The sequence below is a fragment of the Sorangium sp. So ce131 genome, from assembly GCF_051519095.1.
Classification (GTDB): Bacteria; Myxococcota_A; Polyangia; order Polyangiales; family Polyangiaceae; genus Sorangium.
Genome location: NZ_CP150455.1, coordinates 3,032,812 through 3,054,717 on the forward strand (window position 1 = coordinate 3,032,812; position 21,906 = coordinate 3,054,717).

The 21,906-nt window shown below is 73.0% G+C and carries 13 protein-coding genes; 8 read left to right on the plus strand and 5 right to left on the minus strand.

Annotation, left to right across the window (positions count from 1 at the left end; all coding sequences use genetic code 11):
- Nucleotides 1-31: 31 nt before the first annotated feature.
- Nucleotides 32-1,009 (plus strand): hypothetical protein, encoded by a 978-nt coding sequence (locus tag WMF43_RS11275; RefSeq protein ID WP_437679650.1) that lies wholly within the window; start codon nucleotides 32-34, stop codon nucleotides 1,007-1,009.
- A 38-nt stretch (nucleotides 1,010-1,047) separates the two neighbouring features.
- Here the strand turns inward: WMF43_RS11275 and WMF43_RS11280 are convergent, their stop codons facing one another.
- The 3 genes from WMF43_RS11280 to WMF43_RS11290 form a co-directional block, all read right to left on the minus strand.
- Nucleotides 1,048-2,427 (minus strand): cytochrome P450, encoded by a 1,380-nt coding sequence (locus WMF43_RS11280; RefSeq protein WP_437679651.1) that lies wholly within the window; start codon nucleotides 2,425-2,427, stop codon nucleotides 1,048-1,050.
- Between the two features lie 151 nt (nucleotides 2,428-2,578).
- Entirely contained in the window at nucleotides 2,579-3,850 is a 1,272-nt protein-coding gene (locus WMF43_RS11285) for a glycosyltransferase (protein ID WP_437679653.1), read from the minus strand.
- A gap of 8 nt (nucleotides 3,851-3,858) precedes the next feature.
- A complete protein-coding gene (locus WMF43_RS11290) occupies nucleotides 3,859-4,647 on the minus strand; it encodes an OmpA family protein (protein WP_437679655.1) in 789 nt (262 codons plus the stop codon).
- Between the two features lie 173 nt (nucleotides 4,648-4,820).
- On the opposite strand from WMF43_RS11290, the gene WMF43_RS11295 reads away from it, so the two are divergent.
- From WMF43_RS11295 to WMF43_RS11310, 4 genes are all read left to right on the plus strand, one after another.
- On the plus strand, nucleotides 4,821-6,233 hold the full coding sequence (locus tag WMF43_RS11295; RefSeq protein ID WP_437679656.1) for an L-serine ammonia-lyase: 1,413 nt from the start codon (nucleotides 4,821-4,823) through the stop codon (nucleotides 6,231-6,233).
- Nucleotides 6,234-6,929: 696 nt separating this feature from the next.
- The gene (locus WMF43_RS11300; protein WP_437679658.1) at nucleotides 6,930-7,919 is read left to right on the plus strand and encodes an alpha/beta fold hydrolase; all 990 of its coding nucleotides are present in this window, start codon (nucleotides 6,930-6,932) and stop codon (nucleotides 7,917-7,919) included.
- Nucleotides 7,920-8,087: 168 nt separating this feature from the next.
- Nucleotides 8,088-12,182: a TOMM system kinase/cyclase fusion protein gene (locus tag WMF43_RS11305; RefSeq protein WP_437679660.1), complete on the plus strand. Its 4,095-nt coding sequence runs from the start codon at nucleotides 8,088-8,090 to the stop codon at nucleotides 12,180-12,182.
- Nucleotides 12,183-12,709: 527 nt separating this feature from the next.
- Nucleotides 12,710-13,561 carry an SAM-dependent methyltransferase gene (locus tag WMF43_RS11310; protein ID WP_437679662.1) on the plus strand — a complete coding sequence of 284 codons (852 nt, stop codon included), beginning with the start codon at nucleotides 12,710-12,712 and terminating at the stop codon, nucleotides 13,559-13,561.
- 22 nt (nucleotides 13,562-13,583) lie between these two features.
- On the opposite strand, the gene WMF43_RS11315 is transcribed toward WMF43_RS11310, so the two are convergent.
- Together WMF43_RS11315 and WMF43_RS11320 are read right to left on the minus strand one after the other, a co-directional pair.
- The gene (locus WMF43_RS11315; protein WP_437679664.1) at nucleotides 13,584-14,744 is read right to left on the minus strand and encodes an amidohydrolase family protein; all 1,161 of its coding nucleotides are present in this window, start codon (nucleotides 14,742-14,744) and stop codon (nucleotides 13,584-13,586) included.
- A gap of 34 nt (nucleotides 14,745-14,778) precedes the next feature.
- Nucleotides 14,779-17,028 (minus strand): TOMM precursor leader peptide-binding protein, encoded by a 2,250-nt coding sequence (locus WMF43_RS11320; protein WP_437679665.1) that lies wholly within the window; start codon nucleotides 17,026-17,028, stop codon nucleotides 14,779-14,781.
- 272 nt (nucleotides 17,029-17,300) lie between these two features.
- Here WMF43_RS11320 and WMF43_RS11325 point away from each other — a divergent pair, with 272 nt between their 5' ends.
- Genes WMF43_RS11325 through WMF43_RS11335 form a run of 3 tightly spaced genes read left to right on the plus strand, consistent with a single transcriptional unit; the run spans nucleotide 17,301 to nucleotide 21,901 of the window.
- Complete coding sequence (locus WMF43_RS11325) at nucleotides 17,301-18,761, plus strand: hypothetical protein (protein WP_437679666.1); 1,461 nt, start codon at nucleotides 17,301-17,303, stop codon at nucleotides 18,759-18,761.
- Nucleotides 18,762-20,162: a hypothetical protein gene (locus WMF43_RS11330; protein WP_437679668.1), complete on the plus strand. Its 1,401-nt coding sequence runs from the start codon at nucleotides 18,762-18,764 to the stop codon at nucleotides 20,160-20,162.
- Nucleotides 20,159-21,901 carry a CHAT domain-containing protein gene (locus WMF43_RS11335; RefSeq protein ID WP_437679670.1) on the plus strand — a complete coding sequence of 581 codons (1,743 nt, stop codon included), beginning with the start codon at nucleotides 20,159-20,161 and terminating at the stop codon, nucleotides 21,899-21,901. Before WMF43_RS11330 ends, WMF43_RS11335 begins: the two co-directional genes overlap by 4 nt.
- Nucleotides 21,902-21,906 lie beyond the last annotated feature (5 nt).

Genomic DNA, 21,906 nt, shown 5'->3' on the forward strand with positions numbered 1-21,906 from the left:
ACGTCACGAGAGATCCACGGAAGAGGGGACTATGCGAATCCAGGGTTGTCTGAGGTCCATGCTCGTCGCGCTCGCGGTCGCCACGTCGGCGCTCGCCGCGCCCGCCTGCAGCAAATCGCCGGAGATCACGGCCGAGAGCATCGACGACAACTGGGCGCTGACGGAGCAGCACGAGCCCGGCTCGGTGGTCATGACCGTCGCCCCGGACGGGCAGGTGAAGGTGCTCGTCAAGGATCGCGACGGCAAGCCCCTCGAGGAGGGGGTGTCGGGCGCCGTGACCGTCAAGGCGCCCGGCAATGGCGGGGCCCCGACGACCGTGGAGCTCGTGCCGGAGCCCAAATCGGGCGGGGTCCTGACCGCGAAGCTCCCGCCGCTCGAGGACGATCTCACGGAGGTGGGTTACACGTTCAAGGCCAAGGGCTCGGAGCTCAAGGGCGTGCTGCACGTGCCGCGCGGCGGGACGCGGGAGCTCGAGGAGAACGCCAAGAATGGCCAGGACACCACGCTCGACGGGAAGAAGGGGCCGAACGGGGGCGTGCTCCAGCTCGTCGGGGACGATGTCATCGAGATCGTCGCGGACAAGGACACGGGCGATCTGCGGGTGTACGTGCTGGATCTGAACCTCAAGCCGGTGCCGATCGGCGAGCGCGAGATCAAGCTCGGCATCACCACGGGCGGGGGCTCCGAGGTCATCGTGCTCGCGCCGGGCCCCGACCGGCTCTATTTCACGGGCAAGCTCACCGTGAAGGTCAACCCGACCAAGATCACGGTGGTGGTGAAGGACGGCGGGCACACGGACGTGGTCCTCTGCGGCCACCGCCCGCGCTCGGTGATCGTGGTCGGGCCGAGCGCGCCCGTGCTCGGCATCCTGGTGGCCACGACGTGGACCGTGAAGGTCGTCGCCAACCCGACCGTGATCGTGCACGACGATGACGACGACGACGGCAGGGTCATCGTCATCCACAAGGGCAAGGGCAAGGGCAAGTGGCGCCACAAGCACAAGCACTGAGCGCGCCGGCCGGGAGCGCGTCGCCTCCGGCCATCACGTCAGCCCGATCGGCGCGGCGCGAGGTTCATCCACACGCCGCCCGACGTGCGCAGCGCGGTCGCGACGCGCAGCCGCGTCGTGCGCCCCGGGACCCCGCTCACCCGGTACTGCTGGAGGAGCCGCGCGAGGATCAGCTGCCCTTCCATGAGCGCGAACTCCTTTCCGACACACTGCCGCTGCCCGGTCCCGAACGGGAGGAACGCGAGGGGGGGCCGGCCGCGCGAGCGCTCGGGGGTGAACCGGCCGGGGTCGAAGCGATCGGGGCTCTCCCAGAAGTCCGGGTGCCGGTGGAGGACGTAGCTCATCACGCCCACCGTGGTGCCGGCGGGGATGTGGAACCCGTCGATCTCGTCGTCGTCGATCGCGGTGCGAGGGATCCAGTAGGCCGGCGGGTAAATCCGGAGCGCCTCCTGGAGCACCGCGAGCGCGAGCGGGAGCCTCGGGAGGTCGGCGAAGCTGGGCCGCCTGTCGCCGAGCGCCGCGTCGACCTCGGCCTCGAGCTCGCGCAGGACGTCGGGGTTCTCGATCAGGAAGTGGAGCGTCCACGCGAGGGTGACGGCCGTGGTCTCGTACCCGGCGAGGAACATGGTGACGGTCTCGTCCCGGAGCTGCTGGTCGGTCATGCGCTCCCCGGTCTCGGCGTCCACCATGTTGAGCAGGATGGCGAGCAGGGCGCCGCCTTTGCCGCGCTGTGAGCGGTTGCGCTCGATGAAGCGGAGGACGTGCTCGTCGATCCGCTTCACCGATCGCTCGAAGCGGCGCCGCCCCGGGGCCGGCACCCAGCGCGGCAGCGCCCGGAACGCGGCCCCGAGCAGCATGTAATCGTTCGCGTACCGGAACGCCTGGGCGACGTCGTCCGCCTCCTCCGGCGCGATCCCCGTACCGAACACGGTGTTGACGATGACCTTCATCGCGAGGTGCGGGAACTCCCGCTCGCCGTCGACCGGCCGCCCCGCCGCGGCGGCGGCGCGGAAGCTCGCCATGCCGTCGTCGATCGCCTGGACCATGAGGTCGCACATCGCGGCAAGCCGATCCCGGTGGAACTCCGGCTGGATCATCCGCCGCTGCCGCAGCCAGAGATCACCCTCGCTCGTGGGCAGCCCGTTGCCGATGAGCTCGCGGATGTTGTCCCACAGCGCGCCTCCTTTGCGGTAGTTGCGCGCGTTGTCGCGCAGCACGTGCTGGGCGTGCCTCGGGTGATTGAGCGCGATGACGTGGGTTATCCCGAGATCGAGCTTGTAGACGTCCCCGAGCTCCGCTCTGGCCGAGATGAGGTAATCGAGGCGATCCACGAGGAGGCGCGGGAGCGCGCCGACGTAGGGGAGGCCGCGCGTCGACGGCGGCGCGGTCGTGCGCGGGGCGGCGAGATCTGGCTGCATCCTTGGCCTTGTCCGGACAGTGGGCCCCCCTCCCGCCCCTCGGCGGCCGGAGCGACCGGTTGATACGAACTGCCCATGTTACAAGAGCCGTGGCCTCCGGCGCGGGGAATCCTCGGCGCGACGCGCGACAGGCCCACAGTGTGGTGGAGGCTCAGCGGGCGCGCGCCTCGAGGTGCCGCTCGACGAGCGCGATCGCGGCGCCCACGCCGTCCTCGCCGCGGATCTTCCGGCCGAGCTCCTCGGCGCGCCGCCGCATGCCGGCGTCGGTCGTGGCGGCCTCGATCGCGGCCGTGAGCGCCTCGGTGGTGAGGCGCGGCCGCGGGATGGCGCGCGGGCCGACGCCGAGCTCCTCGACGCGGCGCCCCCAGAAGAGCTGGTCGGCCAGGTGCGGGACGACCACGGCGGGCCGGCCGGCGCGCAGGCACGCGGCCACGGTGCCGGCGCCGCCGTGGATCACCGCCGCGGCGACCCGCGGGTAGAGCCAGTCGTGCGGCGCGGCGTCGATCCGGAGGATCGTGTCCGGCAGCGCCGTGTCGCCGAGCGCCGCCCAGCCCGAGAGCAGCACCGCGCGCCGGCCGCTCCGCGCGACCGCGTCGACGAGGATCCGGGTGGTGGCCGCGGGGTCGTGCGACGTCATGCTGCCGAAGCCGAGGGCGATCGGCGGCTCGCCCGCCGCGAGGAACCGCTCGAGGGCCTCGGGCGGCCGGTATCCCTTTCCCTCGTCGAGGAACCAGTAGCCCGTCGTGTGGAAGGTGGGCGGCCAGTCCGGCGGGTGCGGGACGACGTGCGCGCTGTAGCCGTGCACGACCAGCGTGCGCCGCAGCGCCGCCATGTACGCGCGCCGGCCCTGCGGCGCGAGGCCGAGCCGCCGCCGGACGTCGTTCGTCACGCCGCCGTACCAGCGCCACACCGTCGGCTCGACGAAGAGCTTGCCGAAGAGGAGGTTGAGCGCGCTGTCGCGCCGCGGGACCGGGGCGGCGAGCGCGGTCGGGCCGTGGCGCGTGGCCAGGATCGAGGGCTGGAGCGGCATGCTGACCTGCGCCGCCCCGGAGGCCTCGGCGATGGACGCCGCGTACGTGTCCGAGGTGAAGCTGCTCAGGATGAGCTCGGCGCCCTCGCACGCGCGCAGCGCGTCGTCGACCATCGCGGCGCCGAAGCGCTCGATGAGCCGCTGCAGAACCCGCGACTGGGCGAGCGGGTTCGTGCCGCGCGACACCCACTCCTTGCCGAGGTCGCTCTCCATGATGTCGACCGAGTCGACGCTCGCCGGGATGGCGGTGAGCCCGTGCTCCGCGATCCACGGGGCGAAGCTCTTGCCGGCGAGGACGCGCACGTCGTGCCCGCGCCCCGCGAGCGCCTTGCCGAGCGCGACGGCGGGCTGGACGTCCCCCCGGCTGCCGAGGGCGAGCACGGTCGTCTTCATGGGCCGGCTCAGAGCGCCTTCCAGGACGCCGCGCCCGACGCGAGCTTGGGCGGCTCCACCGAGAGGATGTAGTCGACGCGGCGGTTGCGCGGCTCGTCGACCTCGTCCGCGGTGTTCACGATCGGCGCCGACTCGCCGAGGCCCTCGTAGGCGACCGGCAGCGTGAGCCCGCGCCCCTTGAACCACGCGGCGATCGCGCGGGCGCGCCGGCGCGACAGGCCGAGGTTGTGCTCGACGCTGCCGACCGTGTCCGTGTGGCCGACGATGAACAGCGTGATCTTGCCGAGCTCCGCGCTCTTCGCGGCCACCTCGGAGATCCGCCGGAGGCTCGCCTCCAGCTTGGGCACCTCGGAGGGCCGGATCACATCGGAGTTGGTCTCGAACTGCACTTCCTCGTGGGGGATGGTGACGTTCCACGGGATGAGCGCGATCCCGGCCCAGTAGCCCTTGGTGTCGTGCCCGTACACCTCGATGCGCGCGACGGGCTCCTCGCCCGTGGGCGGCCAGGTCACGACGAGCGGCGTGCCGGCGGCGGCCCCGTTGAACGGCTTCTCGTCCTCGGCCAGGACGGCGCCCGACTGGCCGAGGACCTTGATGTGGACCTTGGCGGCGGCGCGCGACAGCTTGACCTCGAGCGTCCGGCCCTTGAGGTCGACCTTGGATCGGTCGATGGTCACCTCGAGCGCGGGCGGCTTGGCCTGGCCGTCCTGCGCTGGCGCCGGCGCCTGGCTTTGGCCGCGCGCGGCGGCGGGGACGAGCAGGGAAGCGGCGAGCAGCAGGGCCGGGGCGTGGCGCATGGGAGTCCTCATCTCGGCAGAGGGTGAGGGAAGTGAGGAAAGGCGTGGCCGAGTATACCACCGGAATGCCGGCGCCGCGGAGCCGGCGCGGCGGTGGCGGTCGCCGGCGCGATCTCGTAGTGTCCACGGGCGTCGAGAGGCCACCCGGCGAGAGTCCCGGCGTCCCAGGGTACATGGCTGTCACCATTTTCGACCTCTTCAAGATCGGCATCGGACCGAGCAGCTCACACACGGTCGGCCCCATGCGTGCGGCGCGTCTGTTCGCGGTGGACCTCGAGGGGGCGGGTTTGCTCGACCGCACCGCGGTGGTGAACGTGGAGCTGTTCGGCTCGCTCGGGGCGACCGGCCGCGGCCACGGGAGCGACAAGGCGGTGATCCTGGGCCTGATGGGCGAGACGCCGGACGGCGTCGACGTCGAGCGCGCGGCGGAGGTGGTGGAGGGCGTGCGGCGGAGCGGCCGGCTCTCCTTGCTTGCCCGGCACGAGATCCGCTTCGAGGTGAAAGGCCACCTGGCGTTCCTGCACCGGAGCCTTCCGTATCACCCGAACGGCATGCGCTTCACGGCGCTCGACCAGGACGGCGCGCCGCTGCGCGTGCGTGTGTATTATTCGGTGGGCGGCGGCTTCGTGGTGAACGAGGCGGCGGCGAAGGGTGAGAGTCCTGTCGCGGAGGATGCGACGCCGCTCCCGTATCCGTTCCACAGCGCGGCGGAGCTGCTCGCGGCGTGCGCGGCGAACGGCCTGTCGATCAGCCAGGTCATGCTGGAGAACGAGAAGGTCTTCCGCCCGGAGGCGGAGACCCGTGCGGGCCTGCTCCGGATCTGGGACGTGATGCAGGAGTGTGTGCGGCGCGGCTGCCGGGGAGAGGGTGTCTTGCCGGGGGGTCTCAAGGTGACGCGCCGCGCCCCCGCGCTGCACCGCAAGCTGCTGGAGAGCCCCGAGGCGGGCCTGCGGGATCCGCTCACGGCGATGGACTGGGTGAGCCTGTATGCGCTCGCGGTGAGCGAGGAGAACGCCGCCGGCGGCCGTGTGGTGACCGCGCCGACCAACGGCGCGGCGGGCATCATTCCCGCGGTCTTGCATTATTACCGGCGGTTCGTGCCGACGTCGACGGACGAGGGGGTGATCCGGTTCCTGCTCACGGCGGGCGCGATCGGCTTGCTGTACAAGGAGAACGCGTCGATCAGCGGCGCGGAGGTGGGGTGTCAGGGCGAGGTGGGCTCCGCGTGCTCGATGGCGGCGGGCGCGCTGGCCGAGGGGCTAGGCGGAACGCCGGCGCAGGTGGAGAACGCCGCGGAGATCGCGATGGAGCACAACCTCGGGCTGACGTGTGATCCGGTGGGAGGGCTCGTGCAGGTGCCGTGTATCGAGCGCAATGCGATGGCGGCGATCAAGGCGATCAGCGCGGCGCGGATGGCGTTGCACGGGGATGGCGCGCATTTCGTGAGCCTTGATAAGGTGATCAAGACGATGCGGGATACGGGGGCGGATATGGAGTCGAAGTACAAGGAGACGGCGAGGGGCGGGTTGGCGGTGAATGTGATCGAGGTTCCGGTGGAGGTGGGCGTTCACTTGCCGGAATGTTGAGGCGAGGGGGCAACCGCCGGCGCAGGAGGGAACGCCCGTCGTTCGTCCCCCGTCTTTCGTCCCTCGTCTCTCGTCCCTCGTCTTTCGTCCCTCGTCTTTCGTCTCTCGTCCCTCGTCTCTCGTCCCTCGTCTCTCGTCTTTCGTGCTCGTCTTTCGTGATCGTGATCGTGCTCGCTCATCCCGTCTCTCGCTCTCCAGCGACGCTCTCACGAGGCAGCTGATCTCCAGCCACCTCCCGCCCCTCCACTGCGTCCGCTTCATGGCCTGACCCCGCCCACCCCCGGCTCCCGCGGCCCCCGCCCCGCCCTGCCGGCCAACGCCCCGTGTTGCAGCGCCATCGAAATTTTCCCGTACTCCAGCTCTTCGCGCACCGGTTTCCGCGGTCGCTCAGCGGAAGTACAGAAAAGGTGCGCCGCGTAACATCGAGTTGCGCGTTGCCGCGTTGCCGCGCGCTCAGGACGCGACGCGGTGATGCCGATGTCGGAGATCTGGTTACTTATCCAATGTAAATCATATTTACCCTCTTGCGACCGAGGGGCGATCATGCGCAATCTACGCGGTGGCGCGCTCGCCGCAGTCGTCACTTCCGACCTGCAGCGGTCACGCCTAGATGCTTCCTTTTTCAGCCGTCGCCGCGCCTTGCGTTCCGGGGAATCGCCCCCGTGTGCGCGCGGCCAGCCGTGGAGATCGATTGCCATGAACGATAAGAAGACAGCTGCCTCGCCGTCCACCACGCCTCCCACGCGCCGTCAGGTGCTGAAGCACGCGGTGGGCGTCGGCGCGGGGCTCGCGACCGCGCACCTGCTCGGGGGCGAGGCGTCTGCGGCGCCGCGCGCGCCGCGCGCGCCGCGCGTCCGTTCCAGGTCGTTCACGACGAGCGACGGGGTTGCGCTCAACTACCTGGAGGCCGGGCGCGGCAAGCCCCTGCTCCTCCTGCCGGGGTGGTCGCAGTCGGCGGCCCTCTACGAGTCCCAGATCCTCGCCTTCGCGAGGCGTTACCACGTCTTCGTGCTCGACTGGCGCGGGCACGGCGAGTCGGACAAGCCCGCTCACGGCTACCGCATGGCGCGGTTCAGCAAGGATCTCTACGAGTTCCTCCGCGGCCTGAGGCTCAAGAACGTCACCGCCCTCGGCCACTCGATGGGGTGCGGCGCGCTCTACAGCTACTGGAGCAACTACGGCGGCCGCTTCCTGGATCGCTTGATCCTCGTCGACGTCGGGCCGGCGATGACGGTCTGGCCCGACTGGTCCGAGGAAGAGCGGATCGAGGCGGGGGCCCTGTTCACCCCGGAGGCGCTTTACAGCACGGCCGCCTCGCTGCGCGGGCCCGACGGGATCGCCGCGACGCAGGGACTCGTGGCCAGCCTCTTCAGCCCCGATTACCCGGCGGATCGGCTCGCCGCGGTCGTCGAGGAGAACCTGAAGCTCCCCCGCGAGCACGCCGCCAAGCTGCTCGTGGACCAGGCCGCGCAGGACTGGAGGGACACGATCCCGCTCATCGACGTGCCGACGCTCGTCATCGGCGGGGAGGCGAGCATCTTCAGCCCCATCTCCCAGGAGTGGGTCGCCGATCAGATCCCCGGGGCCGAGCTCATCGTCTTCGCAGCCTCGGAGGGGGGCAGCCATTTCATGTTCCTGGAGAACCCCGAGAAGTTCAACGAGGATGTCCTCAGCTGGCTCGGCTGAGCGCCGCTCCCCTCACCACTCACCACGTGAGCGCCTGCCCGGTCGACCACGAGCAGGCGCTCGATCCGCGAGCCCCAGCGCCCGCTCGGCGCTCGCCGCTCCGCACGCCCCCTATTCCGGTGACGACCCGGCGCCGGGAGGGCGGCGGGACATTATACGATCGTCACGATGGGCGCCGAGCAAGCCGCCGCGAACGCCGCGTTCCTGAGCCGGTATGAGCTCGTCTCCCTGCTGGTGAAGGATCGCTCCGCCGAGCTCTACAAGGCGCGTCAGCTCGCCACCGGGCAGCTGGTCGCCGTCCGGGTGATGCTCGGGGGCGGCGCCGAGCGCCGCGCGGACCTCGCGCGGCGGTACGCGGCGCGCCTCCGGCGCTCGGTGCGCCTCTGCGCGCGGCTCCACCACCCCAACATCGTCCGGCTCATCGACGCCGGGCAGACGGACGAGGGCCAGCCCTACACGGTCTTCGAGCTGGTGCCCGGGCAGAACCTGGCCGAGATCCTGGCGCACGAGGGGGCCCTCGCGCCGCAGGAGGCGCGCCACCTCATGCTGCAGGTGCTCGACGCGCTCGGCTGCGCGCACGGCCTGGGCGTGGTCCACGGGGAGATCAGCCCCGCCGCCGTCGTGGTCGCGCCGACGGGGGCGCGGCGGAACGCGCTGGTGCTCGGCTTCGGCAGCGGCGCGGTCGCCGCGGACGCGCGGGAGGACGACGACGCGGCGCCCGCCTCCGGCGACGGGCCCCGCGACGCGCCCGTGTACGCGGCGCCGGAGCAGCTCCGCGGGTTCCCGCCGACGGCGCGCTCGGACCTGTATTCCTGGGCGCTCGTGTTCCTCGAGTGCCTCACGGGCAGGCCCCCCGTCACCCGCAGGTCGCTCTCGTCCGGCGCGCTCGAGCAGGCGAGCGCCGGGGAGATCCAGATCCCCGCCGCGCTCCGCGAGCACCCGCTCGGCGCGATCCTCAGGCGGTCGATCCAGGCGGACGTCGCGGCGCGCTCCGTCACGGCCGACGAGCTGCTGCGCGAGCTCGACGTATGCAGCGTCGACGGCCTGAGCCGCGGCGCGCTGACGAGCCCGGACGACGCGCCGGCGGACCCCTCGGGGACGAGGACCGGGGCCGCGCCGCGCGGCGCGGCGGCGGTGGCGGCGGCGGCGGCGGCGGGCGCCATCCAGGCGGAGCGGCGGCCGCTGACCGCGGTCTGCTGCGCGCTCACGCTCGCGGGCCCGGGGCTCGCGGCCGCGGACGTCGACGAGATCGACGAGCTCTTCGGCGAGCTGCAGGAGCTCTGCGCCGAGGTCGCGCGGCGGCACGGCGGGCGGTTCGAGTGCGCGCTCGGCGATCAGGTGCTGCTGCACTTCGGCTACCCGGCGGCGCAGGAGGACGACGCCCGGCGCGGCGCGCGCGCGGCGCTCGAGATCGCGGCCGAGATCCGCGCGCGGAGCGCCCGCCTGGAGGCGGAGCGCGGGATCGCGATCGCGCTCCGCGCGGGCATCCACACCGGCCTCGTGGTCGTCCGCGAGGGCCAGCAGCACGTGCAGCACCTCGGGGTGACGCTGCAGACGGCGGCGCGCCTCGGCGCGGCCGCGGCGCCGGGCACGCTCGTCGTCAGCGGGGAGACCCGCAAGATCCTCCGCGGCGCGTTCGATTGCGAGGAGGCAGGGGCGTGCGCCGGCCCGGAAGGCGCCGGCGCGATCGCGATCTACCGGCTGAAAGAGGAGACGAGCGCGCCGGACCGGACCGGCTCCGGCGAGGACGTGGCGCCGCTGTTCGGGCGGGAGCAGGAGCTCGACCTGCTGCTCCAGCGCTGGGGTCAGGCGCGGCACGGGGCAGGGCAGAGCGTGCTCGTGACGGGCGGGCCGGGGATCGGCAAATCCCGGCTCGCGCTGGAGCTCGCGCGGAGGCTGCGGCGCGAGGCGTACGCCTGCCTGGAGTGCCGCTGCTCGAGCGACCGCCGGAAGAGCGCGCTCCACCCGATCGTGGATCTGCTCGAGCGGCTCGTGGGCATCGGCCCGGACGAGCGCCCGAGGGACGCCCTCGACGGGCTCGAGGCGCTGCTCTCGCGGTACCACTTCCGCCTGGAGGAGGCGGTGCCGCCGCTCGCGGCGCTGCTCTCCATCCCGCTGCCCGATCGGTACGCGCCGGCCGCGGATCCGCCGCAGCGGCAGCGGCGGCGGACGTTCGATGCGCTGCTCTCCCTCGTGTTCGAGATGGCGGAGGAGCGGCCGGTCCTGCTCCTCGTCGAGGACCTGCACTGGGCGGACGCCGCCACCCTCGAGTGGCTCGGCGCGCTCGTGGGGGAGGTGCCTTCGGCGCGGGTGCTGGCGCTCCTGGTCGCCCGGACCGAGTTCGTCCCACCGTGGGCGACCTCGGGCCTGCTGCAGATCCAGCTCGGCCGCCTGGACCGCGCGCACGTCCAGCGGATGGTCGAGGAGATCGCCGGCGGCCGGGCGCTGCCCGCGGCCGTGCTGGAGCAGATCGTGCGCCGGGCCGACGGCGTGCCGCTCCACGTCGAGGAGCTCACCCGGATGGTGCTCGAGTCGGGGGCCCTGCGGGAGGAAGGGGGGCGCTACGTGCTGTCGGCGCCGCTCTCGGAGGTCGCGATCCCCACGTCGCTGCGGGCGCTCCTGGCGGCCCGCCTCGATCGGCTGGGCAGGGCCAAGGAGACGGCGCAGGTCGCGGCGGTGCTCGACCGGGAGTTCACGTGCGAGCTGCTCGGCGCGGTGAGCCAGCGCGGCGAGATCGCGGTGAGGGAGGATCTGGACGTGCTGGTCGCCGCGGATCTCATCCACGGCAAGCCCCGGGCGAGCGGCACCGTCTACACGTTCAAACACGTGCTGCTCCGGGACGTGGCCTACGAGTCGCTCCCGCGGCGGGCGCAGCGATGGGTGCACGCCCGCGTCGCCAGGGCGCTCGAGGAGGGCTTCCCGGAGATCGTCGAGGCGCGGCCGGAGCTGCTGGCGCGCCACTGCGCGGCCGCGGGGCAGATGCCGAAGGCGATCGGCTACGCCGAGCGCGCGGCCGGTCGGGCGCTGAGCCGGCCGGGCGGCGTCGCCGAAGAGGCCGAGGCGGTCGCGCACATCAAGGACGCGCTGGGGTGGCTCGCGGCCATGACGGACGAGCGGGAGCGCGCGTGCGCGGAGCTGCGGCTCAACAACCTCATGATCCAGGCGCTGCTCGACAGCCGGGGACACATGGATCCGGAGCTCATGGCGGCCGTGGGCCGCTGCGAAGAGCTGAACCAGCAGCTGGGGGACACGCCGCTCACCGCGCCCACGCTGTGGGCGGTGTTCATGTACCACCACCAGCTGAACCACCGCGCCAAGGCGCGACAGCTCGCGGAGCGGCTCGTGACCATGGCCGAGCGGTCGGACGACACCGCCCAGCTGGTATGGTCGCTGCCGCTCCTGGGACACTGCGCGTGGATCGAGGGCAACCTGCCGGAAGCCCGCCAGCACCTCGAGCGCGCGCTGGCGTCGTACGACGTCAAGGCGCACGGCAGGCTGGCGTTTCTCTACGGCGTGGACCCGAGGACGCTGGCCGAGGCCACCCTCATGCCGGTGCTTTACCTGATGGGACACCCCGAGGAGGCGCTCGCGCTGGGAGAGCGCGCCGTGGCGCGGGCGAAGGACCTCGAGCACCCCCCCAGCCTCTGGGTGGCGTCGTTTTACCTGCTCATGATGCGCCACTTCGGCCGGGACCGGGAGAAGGTCGCCGAGGAGAGCCGTCGCCTGGGAGAGCAGACGGAGCGGCACAGGTTCCTGTACAAGGAGCTCTGTGTGATCTTCAACCGATGGGCGGAGGCGGATCTCGATCGGCTGATCGACATGGAGCTGCGCCGGCGCTCCCATACCCTCCAGCTCGGCGCGACGTACTACACGTCGCTGCCCGCCGAGCTGGAGGCCGAGCGCGGGCAGCACGAGGCGGCGATCGAGCGGCTCGACCGCTGCCTGAGGATCGCGGAAGACACAGGGGAGATGTACTATGCCCCCGAGCTCTGGCGCCTCAAGGCCGCCTCGCTGCTGGCCTGCGCCCCTCGCGCGCCCGAGGGCGAGGTGTGCCTGCGGAGGGCGATCGCGCTCGCGCGCGCCCAGGGCGCGCGGCTGCCCGAGATCCGCGCGGCGCTCGCGCTCTGCCGCGCGCTGCTCGCGCAGGGACGGCGGGACGAGGGGCAAACCCTGCTGGGCGAGATCTGCGGCTCGCCTGACGAGCACGCGTCCATGCCCGAGCGCGCGGAGGCCCGGAGGCTCCTTGGAGAGCTCTCCGGCTGAGCGCGCCGGCGCCGGTGACCCGCGGGCCTCCCGGCGCCGCGCGCTCGGCTCTAGGGATCTCTTCGCGGGGCGGCGTGCTCAGCGCCCAACCACAGGAGGAGCCATGTTGAACCACGGATCTGCAGCCGGTCCGGCTGATGTAGTGGACTATCGGACGGCGGACCCTCGGCTGGAGGGCGATGGGATGGATGGTGAGCGCGCGGACGGCTCACCCTGTCCGAGCGGCGCTCAGCCGGCGCCCGCGCCCGAGCGGGATCTCCGGGCGGACAGGCCCGAGGACACGCGGCGCGGCGCATCGCGCCCCTCCGGCGAGGAGCGGAGCCTCGATGCCCCGCCGTCCCCAGCGCTGGCCGAGCAGGAGGTCGCGCTGGCCGATCTCGCGGGCTGCAGCGGAGCGCTCGCCTTGGCTTGCTGAGATCGCCCGCGATCGCAGGGTGATCGGAGCCGGCGTGTCCGGACGAGCAGCCGAGTCCGAGGATGTCGCGTGAGCGACGCGGGGATCGTCTCATCGAGGGGAGCATGACGACATGGAAGGTGGGCTCAGCTCGCGCGACGTCGGGTCATTCTACGATCAACTGGGCGTGTTCTGGGAGCTCGTCTGGGGCAACGGCATCCACGTCGGTTGCTGGCGCGATCCCTCCGACGACGCGCCCCTCGCGGCAGCGCAGGATCGGCTCACCGTCAGGATGATCGATGCGATTGCGGTCGGCGCTGGCCGCCGCGTCCTCGACGTGGGGGCGGGCAACGGCAAGCCGGCGATCCGGCTGGCGAAGGCGACCGGCTGCGAGGTCGTGGGGATCACGAACAGCCGTGTCCAGGTCGAGGTGGCCACGCGGCACGCCGCGTCGGAGGGGCTCGATGGCCAGGTGAGGTTCCTCCACGCCGACGGCATGCAGCTGCCCTTCGAGGCAGACTCCTTCGATGCCGTCTGGGCCGTCGAGTCGCTGTCTCACATGCCGGATCGCTCCCAGGCTCTCCGCGAGATCGCCCGCGTGCTCCGCCCCGGCGGCGCGCTGGCCATCGCGGACATGGTCGCGCTCGCTCCGGTGAGCGACGAGCAATGGGCGTTCCTCGTCGCCGAGCTGCAGATGAACTCCCTCGTGACCCTCGATCGTTATCGCGAGGTCGTGCGCGCCGCCGGCCTGGAGGTGGCGCAGGCCGCCGAGATCAGCGCGAGCACGCGGAAGACGGGCGATAAGGTGCGGGAGAGGATGGACGCCAACGCCGAGGCGCTCTCGGCCCATTACGGCACGGAGTTCCTGGCGGCGATGAGGGAGAGCTGGTCCAGGGCCTGGGCGATCTACGAGGACAGGATGGGCTATGTGCTGCTGACCGCGCGCAAGCCGCCCGCCGGAGCCGGCCTCGCCGCGCGCTCGTGACGCCGCCCGAACGCCCGGGGATTCACCCCTCGACGCCGTAAAAGCGGGCCGCGTTGTCCCAGAGGATCTTGCGGACGCTCTCGTCCGGCAGCGCGCGGCGGAGCGCGAGCGCCCGGCCGGCGAGGTCCGCGTCGTGATCCAGGTGGGGATAGTCCGTGCCGAAGAGCAGGTTGTCCTCTCCGATGCGGGGGACGACCTCCGCGAGGTAGGGCTCGTCGGGCTCGAGCGCGACGAAGCACTGGCGGCGGAAATAGGCCGAAGGCTCGCGCAGGACGTGCGGGGCGACCTCGCCGGCCAGGTGGCGGTACTCGACCTCGTCGAGGCGAAAGAGCCAGTACGGCACCCACCCGCAGCCGGCCTCGAGGAACGCCACGCGCAGGCCCGGGTGGCGCTCGAGCACGCCGCCCTCGATCAGGGCGAGCAGCGCCATCATCTGCTCCATCGGGTGCGAGCACGCGTGCAGCGCGAAGCGGGTGTGGAACCGATCGGCGCCGGCGGCCGGCAGGTGGGCGTGCGCGCCCTCGTGCACCGCGACCGCGATCGAGCGCCGCTCGCACTCGGCCCAGAAGGGCTCGTACGCCGGATCCCCGAGCGTCCGCCCCCCGACCGGGTTCGGCCGGAGCACGACGGCGCGGAACCCGAGCGCGGCCGCGCGCGCGAGCTCGACCACCATCCGCGCCGGGTCCTGGGGGCTCATCAGGGCCACGCCGCGGAGGCGCTCGGGGGCGCGATCGCAGAAGCCCCTCAGCCAGGTGTTGTAGGCCCGCGCGTAGGCGGCGGCGAGCGCCGGATCCAGCGGGTCCAGGCCGAGCAGGAGCAGGCCGAGCGTGGGGTAGAGAAAGGCGACGTCGATCCCCTCCGCGTCCATCTCGGCGAGGTGCGTCTCGGGCTGCTCGATCGGGCCGGGCGGCGCGGCCCGGCGGCTCACGGCCGTCGCGAGCTCCCGGGCCGCCCGCGCGCTCAGCCGGCGGTAGAGCGGCCTCCCGTCCACCATCGGCTGCGGCGGGAGCGGCGAGCGCGCGTCGGGGCCCGCGGACGCCGCGCGGTCGACGAGCTCGCCGTCGGCGAACGCCGCGTAGTAGGGCGCGTGCGCCCGGAGCTCCGGCTCGAGGTAGGTCCTCCAGAGATCGATGGGCTCGATGACGTGGCGATCCGCGTCGAGGATCCGCTGTCCGTCGCGCATGGGTTTTCCCCCCTTGGTCCGCCGCCCTCTCCCGTCACACGACGAGGGGCGCCGGGTTGAGCTCCTCTTCCCGCGGCGGCCGGGCCACCCATCCCAGCCGGACCGGGACGTCGTACAGGCGCCCTGGCCCGAAGCGAGGCCAGAAGTGCCGCAGCCCGGGCACGACCACCTTCACGGCCGAGAGCCCGGTGTCCGGCCGCGTCTGATCGAGCACCACGACCTCCAGGCCGGCGCGGGCGGCGCGCGCGACGCACTCGGCGATGTCGTCGAGGAGATCGCCCGCCTTCGCGCCCTCGAAGTCGTCGCGCCGCCGCGGCGGAGCCCCCGCGGCGGGCAGCAGGTACTCCGCGCCTTCGGCGAGGGCGTCCTGCGGGCTCGCCGGCCCGGAAGGCTGCGGGTCGAAGAGCTGGTTGAGCTCCGTGAGCGCCCGCTGCACCCCGAGCCGCGCCTCGAGGTGACAGCCGAAGCCGAGGGTGAGCCGGCCGGCGCCGGTCGGCCGCGCCACGGCGACGAACGCCGGGACGCCGAGGTCGGTCGTGACGTCGAGCACCCAGAGGCGCTGGCCGAGGGCGCGATAATGGCCCTCGAGCGCCTCGAAATAGGGCTCCTCGAAGCTCCGCAGATCGACGGCGGGCCGCGCCGCGCGGTTGTACCACCAGAGCGCGACCGCATCCCGCTCCACGAGCTCCAGGAACCCGTGGAGGATCGCCTCCTCGAGGCAGTTGCCCGCCGCGTGCCCGCTCGGGCTCCAGCTGGCAAACCGCTCTCCGGGGGGCACCGGCAGGTGCTGGTAACAATACGCGGCCGGGAGGTAGCGGCGCTCCTCGCGCGTGAGCGACCACGAAGGAGCCCAGTCGATGACCACCTCCTCGCGGAAGGGGAGGGGGACGTGTTTGCGTGGATCCTGCGTCCGGGCGTTGATCGCCAGCCGATCGCGGTACTGCGCCTCGCTGAAGCGCTGGAGGTCGTGCGGATGGAAGGCGGCGCCCCCGAGCTCGGCGCGGCGCGCGCGGATCAGCGGCTCGTCGCCCTGGAAGGCGGCGCTGCAGCGCTCGATCGCCTCGCACAGCGCGCCCGCGCGCGCCTCCGCGGCGGTCTTGCCCTTGCCGCCGCTCGCGCCGTGGAAGTCGTCGAACGACGGCGCGTCCGTCGCGGGACAGACGCGGTAGACGGCCCCGTAGACCGGCCGGAGCGGGTGATCGCGCCCCTCGACCGGCCCGAGGCTGGCGACGATCCCGCTGATCGGGCTGACGAGGTGCCGGGCGCGCGCGACCGTCTGCTCGGGAGAGGTGGCGCGGTAACCGCCGTCGTCCGTGACGGGCCTCGGGCGCCGCTCGAGCCGCACGGGCGCGGCCGCGCGCGCGCCGGTGGCCGCCGGGTCGCCGCAGGCGGGGCACTGGGGGCGCCGCGTCACCGCGTGCTCTCCGGTCTGCGCGCGGGAGAGGTCGAGCGAGACGAGGTGATCGTCGAGCAGGCCGGCGCCGCCGGCCGCGATCCACCGGGCCACGAGCACGGCGGCGAGGCCGAGCGCCGCGCTGCGGCCGGCGGGCAGGCCGACGAGGGGCGGCAGCGGCGAGCCGGGGGCGCCGCGGCGCCGCTCCAGGTACGTCTCCACGGGGCGGTTGTGGCGCAGCCGGTGCGCCAGGCAGGCCCAGCACGGCCCCGAGCCAGGCCGGAACACGGGCCCGATCCAGGGCTCCACCCCACCTGGCTTGACCGGCACCCAGCAGACGGCCTCCCGGAGCGCCCGTCGATCCCAGGCGTCGAGCTCGGGGTCGAGGTAATCGCCCGTCGCGACGACCACGAGCGCGGCGCGCGGAGCGTCGCTGCGCGGAGCGTCGCTGCGCGGAGCGTCGCTGCGCGGAGCGTCGGTGTGCGCTGCAACGCCCGCCTCCGAGAGGGCGCCGGCGACCGGCCTCGGATCCTCGGCCCCCACCGCGATCACCGCGACCGGCGCGGCGGCGAGCCGCTCGGCCGCGCGCCGCGCGTCCTCCCCGATCGCCTGCCAGAACCCGGCGACGCCGGGCGCGTCCATGGCCTCGGCGAGGTACCCGCGCGCCTCCAGCCGGCGCAGGGCTTCATGGATCTCCGCGGAAGGCACCTCGCCCGCGAGCGCCGCGACGAGATCGGCCGTCGTGTGGCGCCCGTCGAGCAACGGCCCGAGGAGCCGGTATGTCCGCCCGCGGAGCATGAACCGCTCGCGCTCGCCGAGCAGATAAAGCGTCTCCTCGCCAGAAGGCTCGGCCCGGAGGTGATGCTTCAGCGCAGGGCGCCTGTCTGCCATTCACCAATTACCCCCCTGGGCGGGAGCTCTAGCACGACGCCCGCCGCCTGGAGGCCCTCAGCGCGCGCCGCCGCGCCGCCGCGCCTCCCCGCGCGTCCGGGGCGCTGTCCTCTCGCGCCCCGCGCGATCGGCCCGCAACGCTCGTCGTGCGGCGGGCGCCCCTCGCGATCCGCGCGCGCCGCGCGGCCGGGCTGGTGCAACTGGCGATCAGGCGGCGAGACACACTTTACATTGCCGAGGGCGCCGTTAAGCACACGGAGGAGGAGGGCTCCTTGTCCAGTCTGCGAGCCAGGACGATTGCCGAGCTGGCGCGTCGGGCCTCGGTGCTCCCGCGCGACGTCGAGCGGTTCGAGGCGGCCGCCGCGGCCAACACGGGCGGCTTCGGGATCCACGCGAGCCAGCTGCACGCGCTGAAGATCCTCATGGACGAGCTGGTCCAGCGCCAGCAAGGCATCCTGAGCGGGCTCGGAGCGGATCTGTCCGACGCCGAGTTCGCGGACGGCGTGGGGGCGCTCCTCGTCGAAATCGCGAGCGCGCACGGGGTGTGGAGCATCTTCTCTCAGGCGCTCGCGCTGCGGGCGCAGCCGGCGCTCGCCCCCCCGCTCGACGCGGCGGATCTCGTGGCCGCCGACTGCTACGAGGCCTGCATGCGCAGGGCGCGCAACTGGGAGCTCGTCCCCAGGGAGGGGCTGCGCGAGCCGCCGCTGGTCTGCTTCGAGGCACACTACACGCCCGCCACCGTGAGCCGCAGGAACCCCCTCCACGCCGTCCGCAGCTCGCTCCGGCGCTACCGCGACCTCCGCCTGCCGATACCGATCTTGCTCCTCCCGTCCGATCACACCGAGTGCGCCTGGCTGCTCCCGCTGCTCTGCCACGAGGTCGGCCACAACGTCGATCAGGATCTCGGCATCTCGAGCGAGCTGGCCCGGGTGATGCTCCTCGGCATGGACGGGAAGATCCCGTCCGAGCGACAGGACGTCTGGTACGGATGGACAAGGGAGATCCTCGCCGACGCGATCGGCGTGCTGCTCGGCAACGCCGGCTTCGCGATGGCGCTCGCCTCGCTGCTGCTCGTGGTCGCGTCGGGGAAGCAGCAGGCGGAGCTCGACAAGTACGATCCGCACCCGCACCCCATGGTCCGCGTGCCGCTCCTCGGCGCAATGCTGCGCAGGCTCGGCGTGGCGCCGCTCGCGGAGGAGGCCGATCGGATGGATGAGCGCTTTCGAGCGCTGCGCGCGCCGCCGTGGCTCCCGCCGTTCCTCGGCGACCTCGACGCGATCGCCGGCGCGGCGCTCGGGAGCAAGCTGAAGGCGCTCGGCGGCCGCGCGGTCGCCGAGCTCCACCCGGACGCCGCGAGCGACGTGAAGCGCGTGGGCCCGCTCGCGAGCTTCCTCGAGCGCGGCGAGCTCCGGCCGTCGCCCGACAAGCCCTCCTATTTCCCGTACCGCCTCGTGCCGGTCGCGGCGCAGCTCGCGATCGGCGCGGGCGCGTCGCCCGAGCGGCTCGCCGCCGTCCAGCAGCGCGCGATGGAGTTCTTCGCGGCCATTCCTCGGCCCCCGCTGCTGGCGGGCAAGACGTCCCTGCCGCCGCAGCGCGCCGCGTTTTACGCCCAGCTGGCGCGGTCGGTGGATTTCACGAGCGAGCCCACGAGGGATCCCCCGCGCGACGTCGCGCCCGACGCCGCGCACCACTTCACCGGAGCGCCACCGCCGCCCTTCGCCGGAGAGGGTTGAATGACCAAGGACCCAGCCGCGCAGCTCCACCGGTACCATGAGATCGTCGTCCGCATCGCCCCCTCGGAGCGCCAGGCCGGGCCCGTGACAGGCGCGCTCGCGACCTCCGGCGGGGGGGCGCCCCGGCGCTACGACGCGTGGATCTACACGAGGCTCCCCCTGCCCGTGGAGCTCGGCAAGGTCGAGCCGGTCGCCGGCGGCGCCGCGCCGCCCCCGGAGGTCGGGGGCTTGCCGCTCATCGGCCATGAAGAGATCTCCGTCACCTGGCTCAGTTATGGCGAGTACCTGAGCCTCTTTTATGGAGGAGAGGAGTCCGTCCGCGAGCTGCGGCGCCGCGTCGGGGGCTCGATCTCCGGCGGCCTCCGCGGCCTCTGGCAGCTGAAGCCGCGGCCGGAGCGCCGCCTGCGCCTCTGGTGGTCGAGCCAGACGCCCGAGCTCGAGGATCTCCCCTGGGAGATCCTCGAGCTCGGGGGGCGCCGGCCGCCCCGCTTCTCCATCGTCCGGGGGAGCCCGGGCAAGGCCGCGCCGCCGCTGCCGGTGCTCGAAGGAGAGCCGCTGCGCGTGGCGGTGATCGACCCGGCCGGCGGCGCGCCGGTCGCCCTGTCGGACGCGCTGAGCAGCCTCGGGCCCGGCGTCGAGGTCGTCTGGATCGAGCAGGAAGATCCGTGCAAGGCGATCGCCGAGGCCGCCTCCGCGGGGTGCCAGGTGCTCCACCTGGTCGCCGACGGGGCCGTGCCCTTCGGGCTGGAGGGGCTGCTCGAGCTCTCCTGCGACGAGGACGAGACGATCTCGCCGCGCGAGCTCGCCGCCATGCTGCGCGGCTCGAGGGTCGCGGTCCTCGCGCTCACCCCGCCGGAGAGCCCTCGCATCGGCCACCTCGGCATGCCCACCGTGTTCCACGCCTTCGCCCGCTTCGGCCACGACAGCGGCGAGGGGCCGACGATCGTCGCGCAGCTCGGCCCGATGCCCCCGCCCGCGATCCGCGACTTCTGGAGCGCCTTCTACGAGCGCCTCGCGGCGTCGTTCGACGTGGAGGACGCGATGTCGAGCGCCGCGCAGCGCCCGCTCGTGACGCCGGTGGTCGTGTTCCTCCGCCACCGCCTCGGCCGCCAGTTCTGCCGGCCCGACGATCCGGCGCTGCGCTGCCCGGCCTGGACGACGGTCGGGACCGGGCAGACCCCGTCCGACCAGGTGCTGCTCACCGTGGCGCAGGTGACCGCCGATCTCTCGATCACCCGCGAGCTGCTCGACGCCGCCCGGCGGCTCGAGACCCGGTACACGTCGCTCGGCCTCGATTTCCCGGGCGCGAGGGCCGTCGCGGAGGAGCACAAGCGGCAGTGCCGCCTCGACGAGGCGATCGACGAGTCGAGCGAGTGCCTGCTCAAGGACGTGAAATCATGAGGGATCCCGAGTTCGTGGTCGACATCGAGCCCGGCGGGGCGGCGCGCCTCAGGCTGAGCGTCCACGCCCCCGATCTCGCCCCCATCGACGACGAGGTCGAGCGGCCTTTGCCGAGCCTCCTGCCCGCCGATCTCGACGAGCTGCGGAGCGGCTACGGCTCGGAGCGGATGACCGAGACCGTGGCCGCGCAGGTCACCGACTGGCTCCTCCAGAACGATCTCCGCGGCCACCTCGGCACGGCGCTCCGCGCGGCGACGCAGCCCTTCCGGATCGTCATCCGGTCGCACCCCGAGGTGGCCCCCTACCTCGCCGACATCCCCTTCGAGCTGCTCAAGTTCGGCTCGGATCCGCTGGCGCTCCAGCCCTGGGTGCGCGCCATCGTCCACATGCTGAAGCGGCGCGGCGCCTCCCCGTGGCCGGCGCAGCGCCGCAGCTGGCCCTTCCGCGTCCTCCTCGTCCGCACGAACCCCGGAGACCTCGGCGGGATGGTGCCGCCCGTGCTGCCGGTGCGCGAGCGCATCCTCGACATCGCGCGCGAGCGCGGCCTCGCCGACGTGGTGGAGGTGACGGTGCTGAGCAGCGAGGCGGGCGATCGGCGGCCGGTCACCTACGACGCCTTCCGCGCCGAGCTGCGCGACACGAGCTACAGCCTGCTCGTCTACCTCGGCCACGGCGACCTCCAGGACGTCGGGTTCGAGGGCTTCCCCCCGATCGGCGTCCTGCAGTTCGAGGTCGCCGGCAGCTCCTACGCGAACCCGATCCGCGCCGATCAGATCCGGAGCGAGCTGCAGAACCGGCCGATCCCGGTCGTGGTGCTCGCGGGCTGCACGACGGCCGCGAGCGACGCGCTGAAGCAGCGGCTCCCGCAGTGGATGCGCGGCTGCCAGAGCGTGGCGCAGTCGCTGATCCACGGCGCGTCCGGCGTGGAGTGCGCGATCGGGATGCGGCACCGGCTCGAGACCACCGACGCCGAGCGCTTCCTCCAGGCGTTCATCCGCAGCCTGCTCCAGCAGAGCCCGGGGGACGTCGAGCGGGCGGTCCGCGCGGGCCGCGAGGAGATGTTCGCGCAGAAGCCCTACCCGCCGAGCTGGGCGGCGCCCGTCCTCTTCCGCGCGGCCAGCCCGGAGCCGCTCTTCGAGTTCCTGCACGCCGCGCCTTCCGCGTTCGACCCGCTGGACGATCACGACGAGGAGCTGCGGCAGAAGGCCTGGAAGGCGCTCAGCGAGCTGCCCGCGTCGCTGCCCCCGGAGGGCCGGTCCTTCGCGAACGTGCTGCTCGACGGCCTGGAGTCCGCGTTCCTGAAGCGCAAGCTGCAGACCGGCGCCTGCCTGATGTGGCCGGAGCGGCTCGAGGCGCGGCCGGGCGGCACCGTGACCGTGCGCGTCCATCACCAGGCCTCGCTGCCCGTGTCTCGCCTGGAGGGCCGGCTGACGTTCCCGGAGGGTATCTCGGCGCAGGCGGCCCGGCGGGCGTCGGCGCTCAAGGCCGCGGGGATGAACGCGCGCTTCGGGCTCGATCAGCCGGGCGAGGTGCAGTTCGAGATCGTCGCGAGCGGCGCCGACCGGAGGCCGTCGCGGGAGCCGGTGACGCTCGCCGCGGGCCCCGTCTTCGAGGTCGACCTGTCGCTCCCGAACAGCACGTTGCCCGCGGTTTACCCGCTGCGGGTTGACAGCCTCGATTGCGAGCCGAAGTCGCTGCTCTGCGGCTGGACGAACGCGATCGTGGTGTCGCCGCCCTGAAATCG